This is a genomic window from Gottfriedia sp. ABJ_BB2_2 (genome assembly GCF_055484705.1).
Window position 1 is genome coordinate 69,553 of record NZ_JBVFKR010000009.1, and the last position, 21,200, is coordinate 90,752.

General features: G+C 34.2%; 18 protein-coding genes and 1 riboswitch. Of the genes, 17 read left to right on the forward strand and 1 reads right to left on the reverse strand.

Features of this window, described 5'->3' with window-relative positions:
• Position 1: 1 nt before the first annotated feature.
• From ACX6U0_RS17185 to ACX6U0_RS17230, 10 genes are all read left to right on the forward strand, one after another.
• Positions 2–1,177: an acetyl-CoA C-acetyltransferase gene (locus tag ACX6U0_RS17185; RefSeq protein ID WP_464961097.1), complete on the forward strand. Its 1,176-nt coding sequence runs from the start codon at positions 2–4 to the stop codon at positions 1,175–1,177.
• A 51-nt stretch (positions 1,178–1,228) separates the two neighbouring features.
• Positions 1,229–3,013 (forward strand): acyl-CoA dehydrogenase family protein, encoded by a 1,785-nt coding sequence (locus ACX6U0_RS17190; protein WP_464961098.1) that lies wholly within the window; start codon positions 1,229–1,231, stop codon positions 3,011–3,013.
• Positions 3,014–3,390: 377 nt separating this feature from the next.
• Entirely contained in the window at positions 3,391–3,747 is a 357-nt protein-coding gene (locus tag ACX6U0_RS17195) for an arsenate reductase family protein (protein ID WP_464961099.1), read from the forward strand.
• Between the two features lie 40 nt (positions 3,748–3,787).
• On the forward strand, positions 3,788–4,171 hold the full coding sequence (gene gcvH / locus ACX6U0_RS17200; RefSeq protein ID WP_464961100.1) for a glycine cleavage system protein GcvH: 384 nt from the start codon (positions 3,788–3,790) through the stop codon (positions 4,169–4,171).
• Between the two features lie 211 nt (positions 4,172–4,382).
• The gene (locus ACX6U0_RS17205) at positions 4,383–4,733 is read left to right on the forward strand and encodes a toprim domain-containing protein (RefSeq protein WP_464961159.1); all 351 of its coding nucleotides are present in this window, start codon (positions 4,383–4,385) and stop codon (positions 4,731–4,733) included.
• A 14-nt stretch (positions 4,734–4,747) separates the two neighbouring features.
• On the forward strand, positions 4,748–5,071 hold the full coding sequence (locus ACX6U0_RS17210; protein ID WP_464961101.1) for a thioredoxin family protein: 324 nt from the start codon (positions 4,748–4,750) through the stop codon (positions 5,069–5,071).
• Positions 5,072–5,511: 440 nt separating this feature from the next.
• Entirely contained in the window at positions 5,512–5,874 is a 363-nt protein-coding gene (locus ACX6U0_RS17215; protein ID WP_464961102.1) for a hypothetical protein, read from the forward strand.
• A gap of 63 nt (positions 5,875–5,937) precedes the next feature.
• Positions 5,938–6,048: riboswitch (SAM riboswitch) on the forward strand.
• Between the two features lie 136 nt (positions 6,049–6,184).
• Positions 6,185–7,198, forward strand: a complete 1,014-nt coding sequence (locus ACX6U0_RS17220) for a methionine ABC transporter ATP-binding protein (RefSeq protein ID WP_464961103.1) — start codon at positions 6,185–6,187, stop codon at positions 7,196–7,198.
• A gap of 1 nt (position 7,199) precedes the next feature.
• Positions 7,200–7,868 (forward strand): methionine ABC transporter permease, encoded by a 669-nt coding sequence (locus ACX6U0_RS17225; protein WP_464961104.1) that lies wholly within the window; start codon positions 7,200–7,202, stop codon positions 7,866–7,868.
• Positions 7,869–7,893: 25 nt separating this feature from the next.
• Entirely contained in the window at positions 7,894–8,727 is an 834-nt protein-coding gene (locus ACX6U0_RS17230) for a MetQ/NlpA family ABC transporter substrate-binding protein (RefSeq protein WP_464961105.1), read from the forward strand.
• Positions 8,728–8,800: 73 nt separating this feature from the next.
• Here the strand turns inward: ACX6U0_RS17230 and ACX6U0_RS17235 are convergent, their stop codons facing one another.
• Complete coding sequence (locus tag ACX6U0_RS17235; protein WP_464961106.1) at positions 8,801–9,772, reverse strand: 2-hydroxyacid dehydrogenase family protein; 972 nt, start codon at positions 9,770–9,772, stop codon at positions 8,801–8,803.
• 539 nt (positions 9,773–10,311) lie between these two features.
• Here ACX6U0_RS17235 and ACX6U0_RS17240 point away from each other — a divergent pair.
• The 7 genes from ACX6U0_RS17240 to sufB all read left to right on the forward strand — a co-directional run bounded on the left by ACX6U0_RS17240 (position 10,312) and on the right by sufB (position 21,137).
• Entirely contained in the window at positions 10,312–14,361 is a 4,050-nt protein-coding gene (locus ACX6U0_RS17240) for an autotransporter outer membrane beta-barrel domain-containing protein (protein WP_464961107.1), read from the forward strand.
• A 129-nt stretch (positions 14,362–14,490) separates the two neighbouring features.
• Positions 14,491–15,216: a DUF3298 and DUF4163 domain-containing protein gene (locus tag ACX6U0_RS17245; RefSeq protein ID WP_464961108.1), complete on the forward strand. Its 726-nt coding sequence runs from the start codon at positions 14,491–14,493 to the stop codon at positions 15,214–15,216.
• A gap of 704 nt (positions 15,217–15,920) precedes the next feature.
• Positions 15,921–16,706: a Fe-S cluster assembly ATPase SufC gene (sufC, locus tag ACX6U0_RS17250; RefSeq protein ID WP_192603238.1), complete on the forward strand. Its 786-nt coding sequence runs from the start codon at positions 15,921–15,923 to the stop codon at positions 16,704–16,706.
• Positions 16,707–16,726: 20 nt separating this feature from the next.
• Positions 16,727–18,034: a Fe-S cluster assembly protein SufD gene (sufD, locus tag ACX6U0_RS17255; RefSeq protein ID WP_464961109.1), complete on the forward strand. Its 1,308-nt coding sequence runs from the start codon at positions 16,727–16,729 to the stop codon at positions 18,032–18,034.
• Complete coding sequence (locus tag ACX6U0_RS17260; protein ID WP_464961110.1) at positions 18,034–19,254, forward strand: cysteine desulfurase; 1,221 nt, start codon at positions 18,034–18,036, stop codon at positions 19,252–19,254. The genes sufD and ACX6U0_RS17260 overlap by 1 nt, the downstream gene beginning before the upstream one ends.
• Positions 19,244–19,693 carry a Fe-S cluster assembly sulfur transfer protein SufU gene (gene sufU / locus ACX6U0_RS17265; RefSeq protein WP_464961111.1) on the forward strand — a complete coding sequence of 150 codons (450 nt, stop codon included), beginning with the start codon at positions 19,244–19,246 and terminating at the stop codon, positions 19,691–19,693. Before ACX6U0_RS17260 ends, sufU begins: the two co-directional genes overlap by 11 nt.
• Positions 19,694–19,739: 46 nt before the next feature.
• Complete coding sequence (sufB, locus tag ACX6U0_RS17270; RefSeq protein ID WP_098861060.1) at positions 19,740–21,137, forward strand: Fe-S cluster assembly protein SufB; 1,398 nt, start codon at positions 19,740–19,742, stop codon at positions 21,135–21,137.
• Positions 21,138–21,200: the final 63 nt, after the last annotated feature.

The window sequence follows — 21,200 nt, forward strand, 5'->3', positions numbered from 1 at the left end:
CATGAGAGAAGCTGTCATTGTAGCAGGTGCAAGAACACCTGTAGGCAAATCGAAAAAAGGTTCACTTGCAACAGTTCGACCAGATGATTTAGGAGCATTAGTAGTAAAAGAAACACTAAAACGTGCTGGTAATTATGATGGTCCAATTGATGATTTAATTTTTGGATGTGCAATGCCTGAAGCTGAACAAGGCTTAAATATGGCACGAAATATTGGAGCACTTGCTGGATTACCAAATACAGTACCAGCTATCACAATCAATCGTTATTGTTCGTCAGGTTTACAAAGTATAGCGTATGCTGCAGAGCGAATTATGTTAGGTCACTCAGAAGCAGCGATAGCTGGTGGTGCTGAATCGATGAGTTTAGTACCAATGTCAGGACATGTCATTCGTCCAAATAGTAGATTAGTAGAAAACGCACCTGAATATTATATGGGCATGGGACATACTGCTGAGCAAGTAGCTAATCGCTATGGGATTTCTCGTGAAGACCAAGATGCATTTGCGGTTCGAAGCCATCAAAAAGCAGCTGCAGCAATTCGTGAAGGTCGCTTTGTGGATGAAATTGTTCCAGTTGATGTAGCGCTACGTTCGATTAACTCTAACAACAAATTAGAAGAGAAAAGGTTTACTTTTTCTCAAGATGAGGGTGTACGTGAAGGTACAACTTCTGAGATTTTAGCAAAATTACGTCCAGCATTTAATGTAAGAGGATCAGTGACTGCTGGTAACTCTTCACAAACAAGTGATGGCGCTGCTGCTGTATTAGTAATGGATCGTGAAAAAGCTGAAGCAGAAGGATTAAGTCCACTGTTAAAATTCCGTTCATTTGCAGTTGCAGGTGTAGCACCAGAAGTGATGGGAATTGGTCCAGTTGAAGCAATTCCAAAAGCTCTTAAACTAGCAGGGTTAAGTTTATCTGATATCGGATTATTTGAGCTAAACGAAGCATTTGCTTCACAGTCAATTCAAGTAATGCGTCATTTAGGTTTAGATGAAAATAAAGTAAACGTAAACGGTGGTGCAATTGCATTAGGACATCCGCTTGGTTGTACTGGTGCAAAATTAACACTATCTCTATTACATGAAATGAAGCGTCGTGGAGAGCAGTTCGGTGTAGTAACAATGTGTATCGGTGGCGGAATGGGTGCTGCTGGAGTATTTGAATTAATTTAATAAAAACATTGGAAAACAAAATAAATGACAAGAAAACAGGAGGAAGTAATGATGGAAAAAACAATCGGTAGTGTCATTAAAGGCGGAAGCTTTTTAACAGAAGAAATCACTTTTGATAAAATTTTTACTCCAGAGGATTATACTGATGAGCACAAATTAATTGCGAAGACAACTGAAGAGTTTGTTGTAAATGAAGTTTTACCAGAATTAGAGTATTTAGAGAAGCATGAATTCGAGCGTTCTGTACGTTTATTAAAGCAAGCTGGTGAGCTAGGCTTACTTGCTGCTGATATTCCAGAAGAATATGGTGGCATTGCATTAGATAAAATTAGTTCTTCATTAATTTCAGAGAAGTTTTCTTTAGCTGGTGGTTTTGCAATTACTCATGGAGCGCATGTTGGAATTGGATCACTTCCAATCGTTTTATTCGGTAACGAAGATCAAAAGAAACGTTATTTACCTGATTTAGCTACTGGTGAAAAATTAGCTGCATACGCGTTAACAGAACCAGGTTCAGGTTCTGACGCATTAGGAGCGAAAACAACAGCGAAATTAAATGCTGAAGGTACTCATTATATCTTAAACGGTGAAAAACAATGGATCACTAACTCTGCATTTGCAGATGTATTCGTTGTATATGCAAAAATTGATGGTGAGCATTTCTCTACATTTATCGTTGAAAGAAACTATTCTGGCGTTTCAACTAGCCCAGAGGAAAAGAAAATGGGTATTAAATCATCTTCTACTCGTACTTTAATTTTAGAAGATGTTGCAGTACCAGTAGAAAATCTTTTAGGTGAAGTAGGAAAAGGTCATGTCATTGCATTTAACATTTTAAATATTGGTCGTTACAAATTAGCTGTAGGTACTGTTGGATCTTCTAAACGTGCATTAGAATTATCTGCAACTTATGCAAACCAACGTCAACAGTTTAAAACACCAATCGCTAAATTTAGCTTAATTCAAGAAAAATTAGCGAATATGGCTACGAAAATTTATGCAAATGAAAGTTCAGTATATCGTACAGTTGGTTTATTTGAAGACCGTTTCAGTCAATTAACTGAGGAACAAGCAAAAGATCCTAAAGCAGTAGCTGCTGCTGTTTCTGAATATGCAATTGAGTGTTCATTAAATAAATTCTTCGGTTCAGAAGTTTTAGACTATGTAGCTGACGAAGGTGTTCAAATTCATGGTGGTTATGGTTTCATGGCAGAATATGAAATTGAGCGCATTTATCGTGATTCTCGTATTAACCGTATCTTTGAAGGTACAAATGAAATTAACCGATTAATCGTACCAGGTACATTCTTACGTAAAGCAATGAAAGGTGAATTACCTTTACTTCAACAAGCTCAAGCAATTCAAGAAGAGCTTATGATGTTTATGCCTTCAGAAGTAGGCGATGCGCCACTTGAACAAGAAAAGCATTTACTACGTAATGCGAAAAAAATCGGAATCATGATTGCAGGATTAGCTGCTCAAAAATTCGGTAAAGCATTAGAAAGAGAGCAAGAAATCTTAGTAAACATTGCTGATATTGCAAGCAATATTTATGCAATGGAATCTGCAATTCTTCGTACAGAAAAAGCAATCAACAAAGTAGGCGTAGAAAAATCGAACCAAAAACTACTTTACACTCAAGTATTCTGTCAAGAAGCGTTCAATGAGATTGAGGCTCATGCAAAAGAAACTTTAGTTGCTGTTGAGTCAGGAGATTCTTTACGAATGATGACTTCTGCACTTCGTAAATTTACTCGACACACGCCAATTAACGTAATTGCTAAAAAGCGTGAAATCGCTGCTGGTGTATTAGCTGCTGAGCGTTACACAGTTTAAGACTAGAAAAACTGCCTTTCATAGAGATTGGCAGTTTTTTTATGAATTGCTATTTTTGATCCAATCATTATACTATTACATGGTAAAAATAGGATAATTTAACTTCAGATATGACATACTAATATAGGTTATTTCTAAATTCTATTAAATTGTCATCATTAATGGTTGAGTAAACCTACCTTGGAAATACGAATGATAGTTAAGATATAAAAAAAATACCGTAATAAATTTAAAAATAACCGAACGTTTAACTAGTTAATATTGTCGAATGTTGTTATAATATTTATAAATGACAATTTATAACAGAATTTTCTAACCGAACTATTTTAACTCACTTATTTACTGTGATAAAATAGAAAATGGGAGGAGTTGCTAATATGAGTATCATTTTTTATACATATCCAAAGTGTGGAACTTGTCGAAAAGCTGCTTCTTGGCTTAAAGAACATAATGTAACTGTGGAAGCAGTTGATATTACGTTAAATCCGCCTTCAAAGGAACTACTTGCTGATGTTTTAAAAGCGAGTGGGATTCCTATTAATAAACTATTTAATACAAGTGGTGTAAAATACCGAGAACTTGGCTTGAAGGATGTTATTCCAACTAAAACTGAAGAAGAGCTTCTAGAACTTTTAAGTTCAGATGGCAAACTGATCAAAAGACCGCTTCTTTTTAACGGAGATAAAGCGACAGTTGGTTTTAACGAAGAAGTATTTGAAAAAGTTTGGTTATAAAATAACATAAATTATGGTAATTAATCGAGGAGGATTCACAATGTCAATTCCAAAAGAATTACGTTATTCAGAAGAACATGAGTGGGTAAGAGTTGAAGGTAATAAGTACTATATCGGTATTACTCATTTTGCACAATCAGAGCTTGGAGATATCGTTTTTGTTGAGTTACCAGAAGTAGGCGATGATATTACAGTAAACGAGCCATTTGGTAGCGTTGAGTCTGTAAAAACAGTTTCTGAACTTTATGCTCCTATTAGTGGGAAAGTTGTTGAAGTAAACTCAGACCTAGATGATAATCCAGAATTCGTAAACGAATCACCATACGAAAAAGCTTGGATGGTAGTTGTTGAGGCTTCTAACACTTCAGAATATGAAGAGTTAATGTCTGCTGAAAAATATGAAGAAATGATTAATCAAGATTAATTATCTTTAAGAGCGTCCAATTATGGGCGCTTTTCTTAATTTATGTGTATACTGATAAATACAAAATACTTTTTTATGTTATTTTTTGTCTTGTTTTTGGGGTAGTTAATATTCCTTTCATGAAAAAAAGGAAACAACAAACGAAAATAGAATATACTATATAAATGAATTAAGCTTTAGAGTCCTTTACATTAGGTGATGCCCAGTGAATATTGAAGAACAAAGAAAAGTAATCATTGTCGAAGGTACTACTGATAAAAGAAAAATACAGTCTATAATAAAAGAACCTGTAGATATCATTTGTACAAATGGAACTGTAGGGACAACTAAATTAGATGAACTAGCGGAAATGTTAGATTTTAGAGAAATCTATGTGCTAGTTGATGCTGATGAGGCTGGAGAAAAACTGCGAAGATTATTAAAAAGAGAATTTCCTCAAGCGGAGCATTTGTATATTGACAGAAGTTATCGTGAAGTTGCAACAGCCCCAAGCCAACATTTAGCAAGTGTATTATTAGGAGCAGACATTTCTGTTTTTACAGACTATTTAAGAACAATATAAAGAGGAATATTGATATGCACCAGTGGACAAAGAATGAATTAATGCAACGTATAGAATCAAAAGAAACAACAATTTTATATATATATACCGCTATGTGTGGTACTTGCCAAGTAGCATCAAAAATGTTAGAAATCACAAATGAAATACTGCCTAACTTACCATTATCCAAGCAAAATATTAATGATCTAACACAAGAAGCTCAGCACTGGAAAATTGAAAGTGTACCTTGTTTACTTATCTTCGACAAAGGAGAAATCAAGCAAAAGATATACGCTTTCCAATCTGTTCCGTACTTACATGACTTATTAAAAAAATATAATCTATATATTAAACGATGAATATTGAGAGGGTTGAGAAGACCTCTTGGTAATAAAAAGTGACAACTAATTTACAAGTTATTAGTTGTCATTTTTTTGTTTTTAAGTTTTTTTTACTGATAGAATGTTGCTTTTAAATTTGAATTAAAACTGACAAAAGGTTATTACAACGGAAGGTGCGAGACTCCTGTGGGAAATGTGGGAAAGCTGAGACCCCACAGGCGAAGCCGAGGAGGCTCAGCTCACACCCCACGGAAAGGGAGCAACCTGGAGTTGTAATAACCTTACGCATTCTTAAAGTTTCTGAATGTACCCAACTTCTGACATATTTCTTGGGAAATAAGGTGAAAGTTGTAGAATAAAATGCATTTACCCATGGTAATTGTCGAGCGAAAAATAAAGAACATAACACCTATCTATGAGAAAATAGTTTTAAAGAATTCGGAAGAGGTGTATACGATATGGAAATTAAGGAGTGGGTTGGACAAGCTAGAAATTTATTTGTAAAAAAAGAATATTTACAAATTATTTTACCGATAGAAGATCGAATTATCGAATTAAATTGTCTTAATGAGAAGTCATATATCAAATTCAGCAAAAAAGCTCCATTTATTGAAATATTAGATCGGGCTATTCCACAGTTAAGAATAAATTTAACAAAAGATGGTTGGAAATCGTTAAATTTAGGAAGAGAACGTTTAGGTCTTTTATTAAAATTAAATGACGCTTCTTATGAGGGGAATTATCGATTATTATTACTCATTGAAACAATCTTTCAATATACGAGTGTGGAGAATGAGAAAAAACTTTTAGAAAATTGTTGACAACTTATGTCTAAGTTTGTAGAATGAAAATTACATTAAACAACCGAATATTTGATACGTTAACTCTTATCGAGAGAGGTGGAGGGACTGAGCCCTGTGAAACCCAGCAACCGTCAATGCTAGTCATTGAAATGGTGCTAATTCCTGCAAAGCAATTGCTTTGAGAGATGAGAGAAAGGCTTACTTTTTATGTTAAACCTTTCTGCTCATGCGAGTAGAAAGGTTTTTTTGTTTTTAAAGACTAAAAAAGTAAGTTCTTACAAAAAATTGAAAAGAGAGTTGTTAGAATGTTTGAGAGGAGAAATCATGAATGATTCAAATAAATAATGTAAGTAAGATATATAGGAGCAAAAAGGGCACTGTTACCGCGGTAAAGGATGTTTCATTAACAATTGAAGCAGGAGAAATCTTTGGCATGATCGGATATAGCGGTGCTGGGAAAAGTACGTTATTACGAATGCTAAACGGACTTGAAATTCCAACAGATGGTGAAGTAATCGTCAATGGGAAATCAATTACAAAGTGTTCATCAGCAGAGCTTAGAAAATCAAGACAGAAAATCGGGATGATATTCCAGCACTTTAACTTATTATGGTCTAGAACAGTTTTAGACAATATACTTTTCCCACTTGAAATTGCAAAGGTTTCAAAAAAGGAACGCGTTGAACGTGCGAAGGAATTAATTAAGCTTGTGGGCCTTGAAGGAAGAGAAAATGCATACCCTTCGGAACTAAGTGGAGGTCAAAAGCAGCGTGTTGGGATTGCAAGAGCATTAGCAAATAATCCAGATGTTTTATTATGTGATGAAGCTACTTCTGCTTTAGATCCTGAAACAACTGACTCAATACTTTCACTATTAACAAGTATTAATAAGCAACTAGGAATTACAATCGTTATGATTACACATGAAATGCATGTTATTCAAAAGGTTTGTCAGCGAGTAGCAGTAATGGAAAATGGAAGAGTCGTTGAAGAAGGACATGTAGTAGATGTGTTCACTCATCCACAACAAGAAATTACAAAGAAATTCGTAAAACAGATTAGAGGAACAGACGAAGAATTTAATCATCAAGTAATTATAGAAAGCAATGGGAATGATAAAACTTACAGGCTTACATTTAAAAATGGACAGGCTAATCAACCCCATATATCTGAAGTAGTAAAGCACTTTGATATTGAAATCAATATTTTGCAAGGAAAAATTGTTCAAACGGCTGAAGGGTCTTACGGAACACTGACTATTCAACTTGTAGGAGATTTAAATAACATCAAAGAGGCAATTTCTTACTTAGAATCAAAGCAAGTTGAAGTGGAGGTAGCGTAACATGACACAACTTTTTCCGAATGTAGATTGGGAAACAATGATCTTAGCAACACAAGAAACTTTATTTATGACAGTAATCGCAGCATTAGCTACTTTTATTTTAGGCTTAATTATCGGGTTGCTATTATTTTTAACAAGTAAAGACCAGCTTTTAGAAAACAAAGTAATCAACATGATTTTAGCTGGATTTGTAAATATATTCAGATCAATACCGTTTATTATTTTAATCATTTTATTAATTCCGTTTACAATATTTATCCTTGATTCAATGCTTGGTGCGAAAGCTGCATTACCTGCTCTTATTGTCGGAGCTGCACCATTTTATGCAAGAATGGTTGAAATTGGTTTACGTGAAATTGATAAAGGTGTAATCGAAGCAGCAAGAGCAATGGGAGCAAGTACTTTCACAATTATATTAAAAGTCCTTATTCCAGAAGCATTGCCTGCTATTATCTCAGGCTTAACTGTTACAACAATTGCAATCGTTGGTTATACAGCAATGGCAGGGGTTGTAGGTGGCGGAGGACTTGGTAACTTAGCATTTATGGAAGGTTACCAAAGGTCAAATAATGAAGTAACGTTAGTGGCAACAGTCATCATCTTAATCATTGTATTTATACTTCAATTTATTGGAGATTTAATAACAACAAAAATAGATAAAAGAGCTTAATTCAAATTTAGGGAGGAAAAAGAACATGAATTTCAAAAAGATTACAGGTTTATTAGGAGCAGGCGTATTAGCTTTATCATTAGCTGCATGTGGTAATGGAGAAAACGAAGCTGGTGGAAAAGGAAATAAAGAATTAGTAGTAGGTGCATCAAACGTACCTCACGCAGTAATCTTAGAAGAAGCAAAGCCTTTACTGAAAAAAGAAGGAATTGATTTAAAAATCGTAAAATTCCAAGACTATGTGTTACCGAATAAAGCTTTAGAATCTAAAGAATTAGATGCTAACTATTTCCAACACATTCCTTACTTAGAATCACAAATGAAAGAAAATGGATATAAATTTGAAAATGCTGGTGGTATTCATATCGAGCCAATCGGTGTTTACTCTCAAAAATATAAAAGCTTAGACGATCTACCAAAAGGTGGAACAATTATCATGAGTAGTTCAGTTGCGGATCATGGTCGTATGTTAAGCCTATTACAACAAGAAGGTTTAATTAAAATTGCAGATGGTGTAGATCCAACTGTTGCAACAATTAAAGATATTGCTGAAAACCCTAAAAACTTAAAATTCAGAGCTGACGTTGAAGCTGGATTACTTCCACAAGTTTATAAAAATAAACAAGGTGATGCTGTTTTAATCAATACTAACTACGCGATTGATGCTGGTTTAAATCCTATGAAGGATGCTATTGCTTTAGAGGGTAAAGAATCTCCATATGTAAACATCATTGCTGTACGTGAAGGTGACAAAGACAAAAAAGAGATTAAAGCATTAGTAAAAGTATTACACTCAAAAGAAATTCAAGATTTCATCATTGAAAAGTATGAAGGTGCTGTAGTACCTGTAAGCGAATAAGTAATCAAAAAAATCTTAGCATTTTTGCTAAGATTTTTTTTTGATTAATAACTTCTATTCATATTAGTAAAGATTAGTTTTTAACAAATATTTCATTTACAGCAGAAATAGGATTTCGACCGTTTATTACCTCAACAATATTTTTAGCTGCGACTTCTGACATCGCTTCACGCGTTTCATAAGTCGCATTTCCAATATGGGGTGTTAATACAACATTAGATAATGTTTTTAAGTCGTCCGTAATGCTCGGTTCAAATTCAAAAACATCCAATGCAGCACCAGCGATCACACCATGTTTTAAAGCACTAACTAACTCAGATTCATTAACGAGTGTACCTCTTGCCGCGTTGATAAAGAAGGCAGTTTTTTTCATTTTTGCAAATTCTTCTTCTCCAAAGAGATGGTGTAGTTCAGGTTTATATGGAGAGTGAAGTGAAACAAAATCAGATTCTTTAAGTAAGTCGTCAAATGAAACATATGTTGCATTATACTGTTGTTCAATCTCTGGACTTAACCTTCTAGGTTGAGTATATAAAACCTTCATATTAAAAGCATTTGCTCTTTTTGCTACGGCTTGTCCAATATTACCAAAGCCAAAGATTCCAATTGTTTTCCCTGAAACTTCAGTGCCTCTAAAGAATAATGGTGCCCATCCATCAAAACCACTCGTACGGCATAACTGATCGCCTTCTACTACTCTTCTTGAAACTGCTAATAGGATCGCAAGTGTTAACTCTGCCGTTGCATCTGTAGAAACAAATGGAGTATTTGTCACATGGATTCCTTTGCTTGTAGCATAGTCAATATCAATATTGTTAAATCCAGCTCCATAATTCGCAATGATCTTCACATGTTTCGCTGCATCGATCACCCTTTTTGTAATTGGAGTAGAAAGTAAACTTAGAATTGCATCAACATTTTTTACACTTTCACAGAGCTCTTCTTCAGAGATTAATCCATCACCATTATAAATAGTTATATCGTTACCTTTTAAAATTTCTTCTGCTTTTTCTGGTATTTTACCAGCTACAAATATATTCGCCACTATATATCCCACTTTCTGAATAAAATCTTCTATTATATATGTTTTTATTATAAATGATTTGCTTGTAATTATTTAATATGAAAAATCGGTTTTTATATTTTAAAGCTGTTTTCTTATACATTGTGGCTATTTAAGAATGTGTTATATGATTATAACTCCAGGCTAATCATTTTCTGGGGATGAAAACTGAGAAAGGTAGGCGTGCTAAAACCACCACGACATCCTATCATAAAGCATGCATGACCCACATCTTGTGGGCCTAATGCGGGCTGTCTTTAACCTTCCCACATCTCCCACAGGAATCTCTTACCTTCCGTTGTAATCAACTTCTGTCGCTAAAATACTAAATGCAATAATCTTTAGAATAGATTCCATTTAAAAAAGGGATTTTGAGAAAAAGAAGGTATATAGACTTATATAAGTTTAGAAATCTGCAACAAAAAATATTATTATTAAAATTTATAAGAGAATATACATAATTTCCAAAAATGTAATATAATTACATTTGCGTTCATTTTGTATAGGAAAAGGGAGAATCTATGAAAAAAGTACTAAAGTCAAATAAAATGGCTGCCGTTGTTAGCTCGGTTTTACTTACATCTGCTATAACGACAACATTTCCATTTAATGTAATTAGTGTAAAAGCCACTACAAAAATCACAAACTTACACGAGAGTAATTCAAATTACTTAACAAACCATCAAGAACACCACACATCTATGACAACATCAAAACATTCTACACAAAAAATTTACACTTCGAAAATTGAAACAATCTCAAAAATTACTAAGAATTCAATTAAAATAGGCAAAAAAACCTTCAAGTTCTCAAAAACATTTAGCGGTGTATTTGGAAATACTACTGCACTTAAAAAGGCACGTGTTCAATTTACATACGATGCAAATCATCAAATTAAAAATGTCAGTTTAATTGAGTTAAATTCACCTGGTAAGGCATCGAAAAAAGGTGATACAAATTATGCAAATAATATTGTATTTGACGGGAAGAATACAAAGTTTAATGGAACTTTAAGAGTAAATGCAAACTATATCACTATCAAAAACATTACAATTAAAAGTAATTTAGACATAACACCAAATGTAAAATCTGTCTTTAAGACTAGTAAAGTAGTCGTAAAAGGAAAAACAACAATCACTAACCAATCCAAGGCTATTAAATCAGTGAGTGGAAGTGATGCAACTAATAAAGTGAGTAATACTAAATTTTATAACTCCTTATCTTTTGCAGCTTCAACTTTAAATGGATCAACGAATGCAATCACAAATGCTACTTCTCCATCATCTTCAAATCTTGAAATTATTTTTGATGGTTCGAACTTAAGTAAATTAGAAGTGAAATCACCAAAATCTTCAATCCAAGTACTTGGCAAAACGATTGTAAGCGATATTGTATTATCATCTAATGCGATTCTTAAAACAGATTCTGTAACAAAAATTAATAAAGTTAGCATTAGCAATGGGGTCAATACACTTAGTTTGAATGGTAATATCGGAACATTAACAATTCAATCATCATCAGCGGTTACGATAAATGGTAAGGCGAAGATTAATACTCTTACGAATAACTCAAATGGATCTTCAGTAAACGTTAATATTTCAGGAACAATTAACAATTTAATTGAGGCTGGGACTAATAGTATTTTGAATATTGATATAAATGCTATCATTCTTCAATTAAATATACTGAAGAATAGTCAGATTAATAGTTTAGGTGACATAAAAAAGTTATCAACAAGTGAAAAGGTACAAACTTTAATGCTGAACGCAGCTGTTAATCAATTAGAAGTAAAAGGTAACTCAAAAATAACACTTGGAGATCAGATAAAGATTAATTCAGTAATGACAAGTAATAATATTATATTAACAGGTGGTCTTCAATCATCAATTGAAACAATTGATTTAATGAATAACGCCAATAAATTAATCTTAAATGTGCCAACTAGAACAGTTCATATCAATACTAAAGGCACAACTTTAGAAATATCAGGCAGTGCTCAAGTTAGCAATGTTTTATTAAATACAGTGTCAAATATATTATTTACCCTACCGCAGATCGGAAATATCCTTGCTTCTGAAATGAATAAAGGGAAAATTGAGTTGGGTAGCAATACAAAGGTAGAAAATATTCAAAGTAAGAATCTTTTAATCAATGAAAATCAACTTGCTCAAATTAACAAAATAAATGGTCAATTAGTCCAAAAACCAAGTGGATTAAGTTATGACCAAATTGTAGCAAATATCGTTTTACTAAAGATTAACGCACTTCCAGAACTTAATAAAATTACAATAACTAATGATCTTGCAATAAAAGATGCAAATGATTCATTCAATCAGTTAACTGCTTTTCAAAAAACATTGGTAGGATTAAACTATCAAGAAAAACTTGCGAAATCAGTAGAAATCATAACAAATATCAAGGCTGCTACTGCTGTAACAACACTAATTGATAATTTGCCTAGTGTAGTGGATTACACACATAAAATTCAAATAGAGTCAGTAAGAGCTGCATATGAGACATTATCGATTGAACAAAAAGCTTTAGTACTCAATACAACGGATTTAAAGACTGCTGAGGATCAATTAATTGTAGCGTTAGCAGATAAAGCTGCAGCTGACAAAGTAAGCGATTTGATTAAAGCGTTACCTGAAACCGTGATGTATTCAGATGAAGCTAAGATTACAGAAGCCCGAACTGAATATGACTTATTATCAGCAAATCAAAAAGCATTAGTAGAAAATGAAATTGATTTAACAAATGCAGAAGCTAAATTGGTCGTTGCTTTAAGTGATAAAGCCGCAGCAGACGTGGTGAGTAACCTAATCGCAGCACTTTCGATAAGTGTTAAATATTTTGATGAAACACAGATCAAAGCAGCCAGAAAGTCTTATGAAGATTTATCGTCAGGTCGCCAAGCATTAGTAACAAACTTAGCATTACTACAAGCTGCAGAAGCAAATTTAATCATTGCAATTAATGATAAAGAAAAAGCTGATGATGTTAGTGAGCTAATCACTTTATTGCCTGCTTTAGTAAAACATACAGACAAAGTACAAATTGAAGCCGCACGTGCAGCTTATAATCTACTAACAGATGCACAAAAGGATTTAGTATCGAATGAGTCTATTTTAGTGTCAGCAGAAACTAATTTAACAATTGCATTAGCCGATAAGGCAGCTGCTGACAGTGTAAGTGATTTAATTAGATCATTACCTGAAGTTGTCATGTATACAGATCAAGCAAAAATTAATGAAGCACGAACGAAATTTGATTTATTAACATCAAATCAAAAAGCATTAGTAGAAAATCAATCTGATTTAATAAAAGCAGAAGCTAAACTGGTCGTTGCATTAAGTGATAAAGCCGCAGCAGACGTGGTGATTAACCTAATTTCAGCATTACCTGTAAATGTTTCATATTCAGATGAAATTCAAATTAAAGCAGCTAGAGATGCTTTTAATAATTTATCAGCAGATCGTCAAGCTTTAGTTGTAAATATGGCAAAATTAGTTGATGCAGAAGCAAAATTAACGATTGCACTTGAAGATAAGCAAAAAGCCGACAATGTGACTGGTTTGATAAATGCCTTACCTAATACGGTGGATTATAGTCATAAATCTCAAATAGAGTTAGCGCGTAGCGCGTATAATGCACTGACTACTTCTCAAAGAACATTAGTACTTAATGAAGCTAGCTTACAATCTGCAGAGGCACAACTTGCAATTATTGTCAGTGATAAGGCAGCAGCGGATCATGTGCAAGCATTAATAGATGCACTTCCTACAGATGTAAAACTAGAGCACCAGGCAAATATTGAAGCAGCAAGAGCAGCATACAATGCCTTAACTGCTACACAAAAAACGTATGTTACAGTTGCCCCATTAGAAGCGGCAGAACAAAAATTGAAACTGTTAATGCCTCCTATGGAAATCGAGTCTAATGCAATAACGAATTTTGATTTTGCAAATGTTGCTGCTACATCAGCTAAGTTAGTAAGTAAAGTTATTACAACAACGGACTTCCAAACTACACCAAGGGAATTCACAATTAGTGATGGTTCGATAACGATACCTATAAAAATTAACTGGAATGTTCCATTGAGTGGTTTTACTATTGGTCAAGTTATGGGAGGCGTAATTGATAGTTTTATTCAGGATTATTGTAATGCCCATGGAATTGATCTAATGAAGAGACCAATGGCAGCGTTTGGCACGGATGACACATTCCAAATTATTTCTTATAGTTCAGGTTCAAGTTCAAATATCACACTTGGTGGTAAGGATTGGGGAGTATTCTTTGATAACAGCCAAAGTGTTGGAACAAATGCTGATACGACAAAAAGTAAAACATTTACTGTAAGTGATGGAACAAAACAAGCGACGATCTCACTTAGTACAAATTTGTCTAATATTGATAATGTGATTACGAGAATAAATCAAAGTTTATCTGCATCTTTAGTGGCTGCACAAGCAGTTAAAGTCGATGCAAATCATTTTAAAATCGTTGCTAGTTCATCTAGTTACACAATTACAATTGGTGGAACAGATAAAAGTTATTTCTTTAGTCATTAATGATAAAAAAGTGCAGATCCTATTATAAGGATCTGCATTTTTTTATCAGTTTGATAGATATTAGCAAGTAATAAATCAATCCTTAATTCCTCATACTATACGTAATATTTGGTTTAAGGAGGAGCAAAGATGAAAAAAGTCATTCGATTCTTAACAGCTTGTATCATGACAGGCTCTATAGTGATACCGACTTATACACAAGCTGCGGTGAAACAAAACAGTAAAATAGTACAGTTATCGCCTGCTTCTGTACAAAAAGCGCAAGTATACGAAGTGAAATTGAGAAATACACCAATTAAATATCCACAAGTAAAAGGATTGAGTAGCAAAAAAGCTGAACAGAAAATAAATGCAACATTACAAAAAGGTGCTAATGCAGCTAATCAACATCGACTAAAATTACTTGCAGAAGAAAAAGAAGCGAAGGCAAAATGGACTTCAAGTCAAGGTCCATGGAGACCTTATGAATATGTTTTTACTTATAAAGTTCCTTTTAATGATGCTGGGAAATTAAGTGTTGTCTATTATGAATATGTTTATACCGGCGGCGCACATGGAATGACTACAGGAACAACGTTTAATTTTGATTTGAATACAGGCGATCTGATTCAATTATCTAAACTAATAAAAGGAAATGAAAAATCGATTCAAGATTATACTTATCAACAATTACAAAAGAAATATAGTGGATATGTTTTAATTAAGTCACCAAATGAAATTGAATTAAGTGATAAAAATAGATTATGGGTTTTTGATCAGGAAGGAATAAAATTAATTTTTAGTGAATATGAAGTAGCTGCATATGCGGCTGGTATGCCTGAAATTGTCGTACCTTATAAAATTTTTCAGCAGTAAAAATGATTATATAATTTGAAAAGAACCTTTCTAAAAAAGGTTCTTTTGCATTTTTATAAGAAATAAATTTTTTTATGAAAAATTGGTTTTTTGTTAATAATGAAAGAGTGCGAATCTTACTAAATATATGTGTAATTTTTAACTGCGTGTCACCCAAATAACTCGAACAACTATATTAGTATTGAATAATCTAAATAGAATATGGTGAAATAATTGTTTTAAGAAAACATTACGAAACACTATCTTCTATCTAATAGTGCCTAATACGTTCAGACTGTATCTTTGGGATATATTAATACGTAATTGAAATCTAAGGACTAGGTTTTGTAAGTGAACAAGTTAATTAGGACATATGCACTTAACTAGTTAAGAGCTTTAATATTTTCGTTTATCAAAATCTTTTTTAGTTAATTGATTGCATAGTTTTGTTGCTCAGGTGTGAGTTTAGTTGATTTTAACTTATTTTTACCACGATTCATTGTTAAAGTAGAAATGATTATTTCCTATATATATAGTGACGTTGTTAATTTCTATTTTTGCAAAAAATTAGCCAGACAATAAAACTTTTTTAATAAAATAGTACTCTGCTTGAAAATACTTTTTAATTGCTTTAAGATTAGAATGAGAATAAAATGAGAATGAACTAAAATAGCCATTTTCTATTTTATAGAAATTTTATTTGTTAAGATTATGGAGGGTAAACAATGGGAGCTTCTACATTAAAAATACAAGACCTTCAAGTTGCTATTGAAGGTAAGCAAATTTTAAAAGGTGTAAACCTTGAAGTAAAAGGTGGAGAAATCCACGCAATCATGGGACCAAATGGTACAGGTAAATCTACTTTATCTTCAGCTATTATGGGTCATCCAAAATATGAAGTGACTGGTGGAAGCATCGAGCTTGATGGCAACGATGTATTAGAAATGGAAGTTGATGAGCGCGCTCAAGCGGGTCTTTTCCTTGCTATGCAATATCCAAGTGAAATCAGTGGCGTTACAAATGCCGATTTCTTACGTTCAGCAGTAAACGCTCGTCGTGAAGAAGGCGATGAAATTTCATTAATGAAATTTATCCGTTCTTTAGATAAAAACATGGAATTCCTTGAAATGGATCCAGAAATGGCACAACGTTATTTAAATGAAGGTTTCTCAGGCGGAGAGAAAAAACGTAATGAGATTCTTCAAATGATGATGATTCAACCTAAAATTGCAATCCTTGATGAAATCGATTCAGGGTTAGATATTGATGCATTAAAAGTAGTATCTAAAGGTGTTAACGAAATGCGTGGAGAAGAGTTCGGTTGCTTAATCATCACTCACTACCAACGTTTATTAAACTATATTACGCCAGATTTCGTTCACGTAATGATGCAAGGTCGTATTGTAAAATCAGGTGGTCCTGAATTAGCAGCTCGTTTAGAAGCTGAGGGATATGACTGGATTAAACAAGAGTTAGGTATTGAAGACGAGACAGTTGGGCAAGAAGCTTAATCGGATAGGAGGGGATTCTCATGACAACTGGTACTACAATTCCATTTAGTCAAGAAACAGTAAAGCAGCTTTCTGCATTGCGTAATGAACCAGCTTACTTCACAGAGTTCCGTTTAAACGCACTTGCTAAAGCTGAAACACTTTCTCTACCAAAACCAGATAAAACGAATATCTCTAAATGGGATTTCTTTGGTAAAGAATTTGATGTAACTACTGGCAATGTTCCAACGAAGGATCAATTACCAGAATCAGTTACATCTTTAATGAACGAAGATGCTGATCAATCAGTATACGTACAATATAACGGTTCACCTGTATATCACGCGCTTTCTACAGAAGCAAAAGAAAAAGGTGTTCTATTTATCGACTTACACACAGCTATTAAGGATCATGAAGACCTTGTTAAAAAGTACTTCATGACAGAAGCTGTAAAAGTAGACGAAAACAAATTAATCGCACTACATGCTGCATTAGTAAATGGTGGTGCATTCTTATACATTCCGAAAAATGTTGTTCTTGAAAAACCAATTCAAGCAATTTTCGTAGTGGATGGAGAAACAGTACCTGCATACAATCATGTGTTAGTAGTAGCGGACGCTAACAGTGAAGTAACTTATGTAGAAAACTATGTTTCAACTTCTCAAGACTTAAACGGCGCTGTTGTAAATGTAGTAACTGAGGTAATTACTTTAGATAACGCTAAAGTAAGTTACGGTGCAGTTGATACATTAGCAAAAGGTGTAACAGCTTATGTTGTACGTCGCGGCCACGCTGGACGTGATAGTAAAATTGAGTGGGCACTTGGTCTAATGAACGATGGTAACTCAGTATTTGAAAACGTTACGAACCTAATTGGCGACGGATCATTTGGAGATATGAAAATGGTGACTGTTGGTCGTGGTGAGCAAACGCAAAACTTTACGACGAGCATTATCCATTTCGGTAAAGGATCAGAAGGTTGGATCTTAAAGCATGGTGTATCTAAAGATGCAGCAACTTCAATCTTTAATGGAATCGGTAAAATTGAGCACGGTGCTTCTAAATCTAATGCACAACAAACTTCTCGTGTGTTAATGCTTAGTGAAAAAGCTCGTGGAGATGCAAACCCAATTCTTTTAATTGATGAAAATGATGTAATGGCAGGTCACGCAGCTTCAGTTGGTAAAGTAGATCCTACTCAACTTTACTACCTAATGAGTCGTGGTATTCCGAAGAAAGAAGCAGAGCGCTTAGTTATTCACGGATTCTTAGCACCTGTAGTTTCGGAATTACCGGTTGATGAAGTTAAAAAAATGCTTGTTGATGTAATTGAGAGGAAGGTTAAGTAATGGATGTTAAATCAATCCGTGAAGCCTTTCCTATTCTAAATCAAGAAGTAAATGGACATCCTTTAGTGTATCTTGATAGTGCAGCAACTTCACAAAAGCCTGTACAGGTAATTGAGGCAGTTTCTAACTACTATCGAGAAATTAATTCCAATGTTCATAGAGGCGTGCATACGCTAGGAACAAAAGCGACAGATGCATATGAAGGAGCTCGTGAAAAAGTTCGAAAATTCATTAATGCTTCTTCAATGGAAGAAATTATTTTCACTAGAGGAACAACAACTGCAATCAATACAGTTGCTGCTAGTTATGGCAGAGCTAACCTGAAAGCTGGGGATGAAATAGTGATCTCTTATATGGAGCATCATAGTAATATCATTCCATGGCAGCAGGTGGCAAAAGCAACTGGCGCAACCCTTAAATATATACCTTTAGAAGAAGATGGTTCGATTAGTATCGAGCAAGCAAGAGCTACAATTAACTCTAATACGAAAATCGTTGCCATTATGTATGTTTCAAACGTACTTGGTTCAATTAATCCCGTAAAAGAAATTGCAGCAATTGCCCATCAAAATGGAGCAGTCATGCTTGTTGATGGTGCACAAAGTACGCCACATATGAAAGTGGATGTACAAGACTTAGATTGTGATTTTTATGCATTATCTGGTCATAAAATGTGTGCTCCTACAGGTATTGGTGCACTTTACGGTAAAAAACATCTTCTAGAAAACATGGAACCAATTGAATTTGGTGGGGAAATGATTGATTTCGTTGACTTACAAGATTCAACTTGGAAAGAGCTGCCTTGGAAATTTGAAGGTGGTACACCAATCATTGCTGGTGCAGTTGGATTAGGTGCAGCAATTGATTTCTTAAACGACATCGGTATGGACAATATCGAAAAACATGAGCATGAGATTGTAGATTATGCCCTAGAGCAGTTATCTTCTGTAGAAGGAATCACAATCTATGGTCCAAAGCATCGTGCGGGTCTTGTAACATTTAATATTGATGATGTTCACCCACATGATTTAGCGACTGTTTTAGATGTTGAAGGCATAGCTATACGTGCAGGTCATCATTGTGCACAGCCATTAATGAGATGGTTAAAAGTATCTGCTACTGCTCGAGCAAGTTTTTATTTGTATAATACAAAAGAAGATGTAGATGCTTTTGTAAGAGGACTAGTAAAAACGAAGGAGTACTTTAGTGATGTCTATTAATCGTAATATAGATCTAGATGCATTGTATCGTCGAGTGATTATGGACCATTATAAAAACCCTCGTAATAAGGGTGTTGGGGCTATCTCTGATGGTGACTTAACAGTTAACATGAATAACCCAACTTGTGGTGATCGAATTGAATTGCGTTTAAAAGTTGAAGATGGAATCGTATCTGATGCTCGTTTTGACGGTGAAGGTTGTTCCATTTCAATGGCATCCGCTTCAATGATGACACATGCTATAAAAGGTAAGAAAATTGAGGAAGCATTAAGTCTTTCTCAAATATTTTCTGACATGATGCTTGGAAAAGAATACGATGATTCGGTTGAATTAGATGATATTGAAGCATTGCAAGGTGTTTCGAAATTTCCTGCACGAATTAAATGTGCAACACTTGCATGGAAAGCGATGGAGAAGGGGTTAAAATCAGAAGAATAATCTTCTGAACTTTAATCCTCTCTTCTATTAGAAGGGAGTATGAATGATGTCTACGAATTTACCAGATATTAGTGATTATAAATATGGGTTTCATGACCGTGACGTATCAATCTTCCGTTCAGAACGTGGTTTAACAAAGGAAATCGTTGAAGAAATTTCACGTATGAAAAATGAACCACAATGGATGTTAGATTTTCGTTTAAAATCTTTACAACATTTCTATGATATGCCAATGCCTCAGTGGGGTGGAGACATGTCTGATTTACGCTTTGATGAAATTACTTATTATGTAAAACCATCAGAGAAAACAGAAAAATCTTGGGATGAAGTACCTGAAGAAATCAAAAATACATTTGATAAACTAGGTATCCCTGAAGCAGAACAAAAGTATTTAGCAGGTGTTTCTGCACAGTATGAATCTGAGGTAGTTTACCACAGTATGAAGCAAGATTTAACTGATCTAGGAATCTTATTTACAGATACAGATACTGCTTTACGTGAGCATGAAGAAATTTTCAAAGAACACTTTGGAAAAGTAATTCCACCTACAGATAACAAATTCTCTGCATTAAACTCTGCAGTTTGGTCTGGTGGATCATTTATTTACGTTCCAAAAGGTGTAAAAGTAGATACGCCTCTTCAAGCTTACTTCCGTATTAACTCTGAAAATATGGGTCAGTTTGAGCGTACTTTAATCATTGCTGACGAAGGTGCTCACGTACATTACGTTGAAGGTTGTACAGCTCCAGTTTATACAACAAACTCACTTCACTCTGCAGTAGTTGAAATCATCATTAAAAAAGATGCTTACTGCCGTTACACTACAATTCAAAACTGGGCGAACAATGTATTCAACTTAGTTACGAAGCGTGCTGTATGTGAAGCAAATGCAACAATGGAATGGATTGATGGTAACATCGGTTCTAAACTTACGATGAAATATCCTGCAGTTATCTTAAAAGGTGAAGGTGCTCGTGGTCTTACACTTTCTATTGCAATTGCTGGTAAAGGTCAACACCAAGATGCTGGTGCAAAAATGATTCACTTAGCACCAAATACTTCTTCTACAATTGTTTCGAAATCAATTTCGAAGCACGGTGGTAAAGTAACATATCGCGGTATTGTTCACTTTGGTCGTAAAGCTGCTGGATCTCGTTCAAACATTGAATGTGATACATTAATTATGGATAACGCATCAACTTCTGATACAATTCCATACAATGAAATCTTAAACGACAATATTTCTCTTGAGCATGAAGCGAAGGTTTCTAAAGTATCTGAAGAGCAATTATTCTACTTAATGAGCCGTGGTATTTCTGAGCAAGAAGCTACAGAAATGATCGTTATGGGATTCATTGAGCCGTTTACAAAAGAATTACCAATGGAATATGCTGTTGAAATGAACCGTCTGATTAAGTTCGAGATGGAAGGATCAATTGGTTAATATTCTTTAAAGATAAGAAGGCGAACTGCTTAAGTTCGTCTTCTTTTTTTGATTTATTCTTAA

Coding starts and splice junctions, on each gene's coding strand:
- ACX6U0_RS17240 (WP_464961107.1), top strand. CDS start 10,312: ATGAAAAAAGTACTAAAGTCAAATAAAATGGCTGCCGTTGTTAGCTCG.
- ACX6U0_RS17260 (WP_464961110.1), top strand. CDS start 18,034: ATGGATGTTAAATCAATCCGTGAAGCCTTTCCTATTCTAAATCAAGAA.
- ACX6U0_RS17225 (WP_464961104.1), top strand. CDS start 7,200: ATGACACAACTTTTTCCGAATGTAGATTGGGAAACAATGATCTTAGCA.
- ACX6U0_RS17230 (WP_464961105.1), top strand. CDS start 7,894: ATGAATTTCAAAAAGATTACAGGTTTATTAGGAGCAGGCGTATTAGCT.
- ACX6U0_RS17195 (WP_464961099.1), top strand. CDS start 3,391: ATGAGTATCATTTTTTATACATATCCAAAGTGTGGAACTTGTCGAAAA.
- sufU (WP_464961111.1), top strand. CDS start 19,244: ATGTCTATTAATCGTAATATAGATCTAGATGCATTGTATCGTCGAGTG.
- ACX6U0_RS17245 (WP_464961108.1), top strand. CDS start 14,491: ATGAAAAAAGTCATTCGATTCTTAACAGCTTGTATCATGACAGGCTCT.
- ACX6U0_RS17185 (WP_464961097.1), top strand. CDS start 2: ATGAGAGAAGCTGTCATTGTAGCAGGTGCAAGAACACCTGTAGGCAAA.
- ACX6U0_RS17215 (WP_464961102.1), top strand. CDS start 5,512: ATGGAAATTAAGGAGTGGGTTGGACAAGCTAGAAATTTATTTGTAAAA.
- ACX6U0_RS17190 (WP_464961098.1), top strand. CDS start 1,229: ATGGAAAAAACAATCGGTAGTGTCATTAAAGGCGGAAGCTTTTTAACA.
- ACX6U0_RS17210 (WP_464961101.1), top strand. CDS start 4,748: ATGCACCAGTGGACAAAGAATGAATTAATGCAACGTATAGAATCAAAA.
- sufD (WP_464961109.1), top strand. CDS start 16,727: ATGACAACTGGTACTACAATTCCATTTAGTCAAGAAACAGTAAAGCAG.
- sufB (WP_098861060.1), top strand. CDS start 19,740: ATGTCTACGAATTTACCAGATATTAGTGATTATAAATATGGGTTTCAT.
- sufC (WP_192603238.1), top strand. CDS start 15,921: ATGGGAGCTTCTACATTAAAAATACAAGACCTTCAAGTTGCTATTGAA.
- gcvH (WP_464961100.1), top strand. CDS start 3,788: ATGTCAATTCCAAAAGAATTACGTTATTCAGAAGAACATGAGTGGGTA.
- ACX6U0_RS17220 (WP_464961103.1), top strand. CDS start 6,185: ATGATTCAAATAAATAATGTAAGTAAGATATATAGGAGCAAAAAGGGC.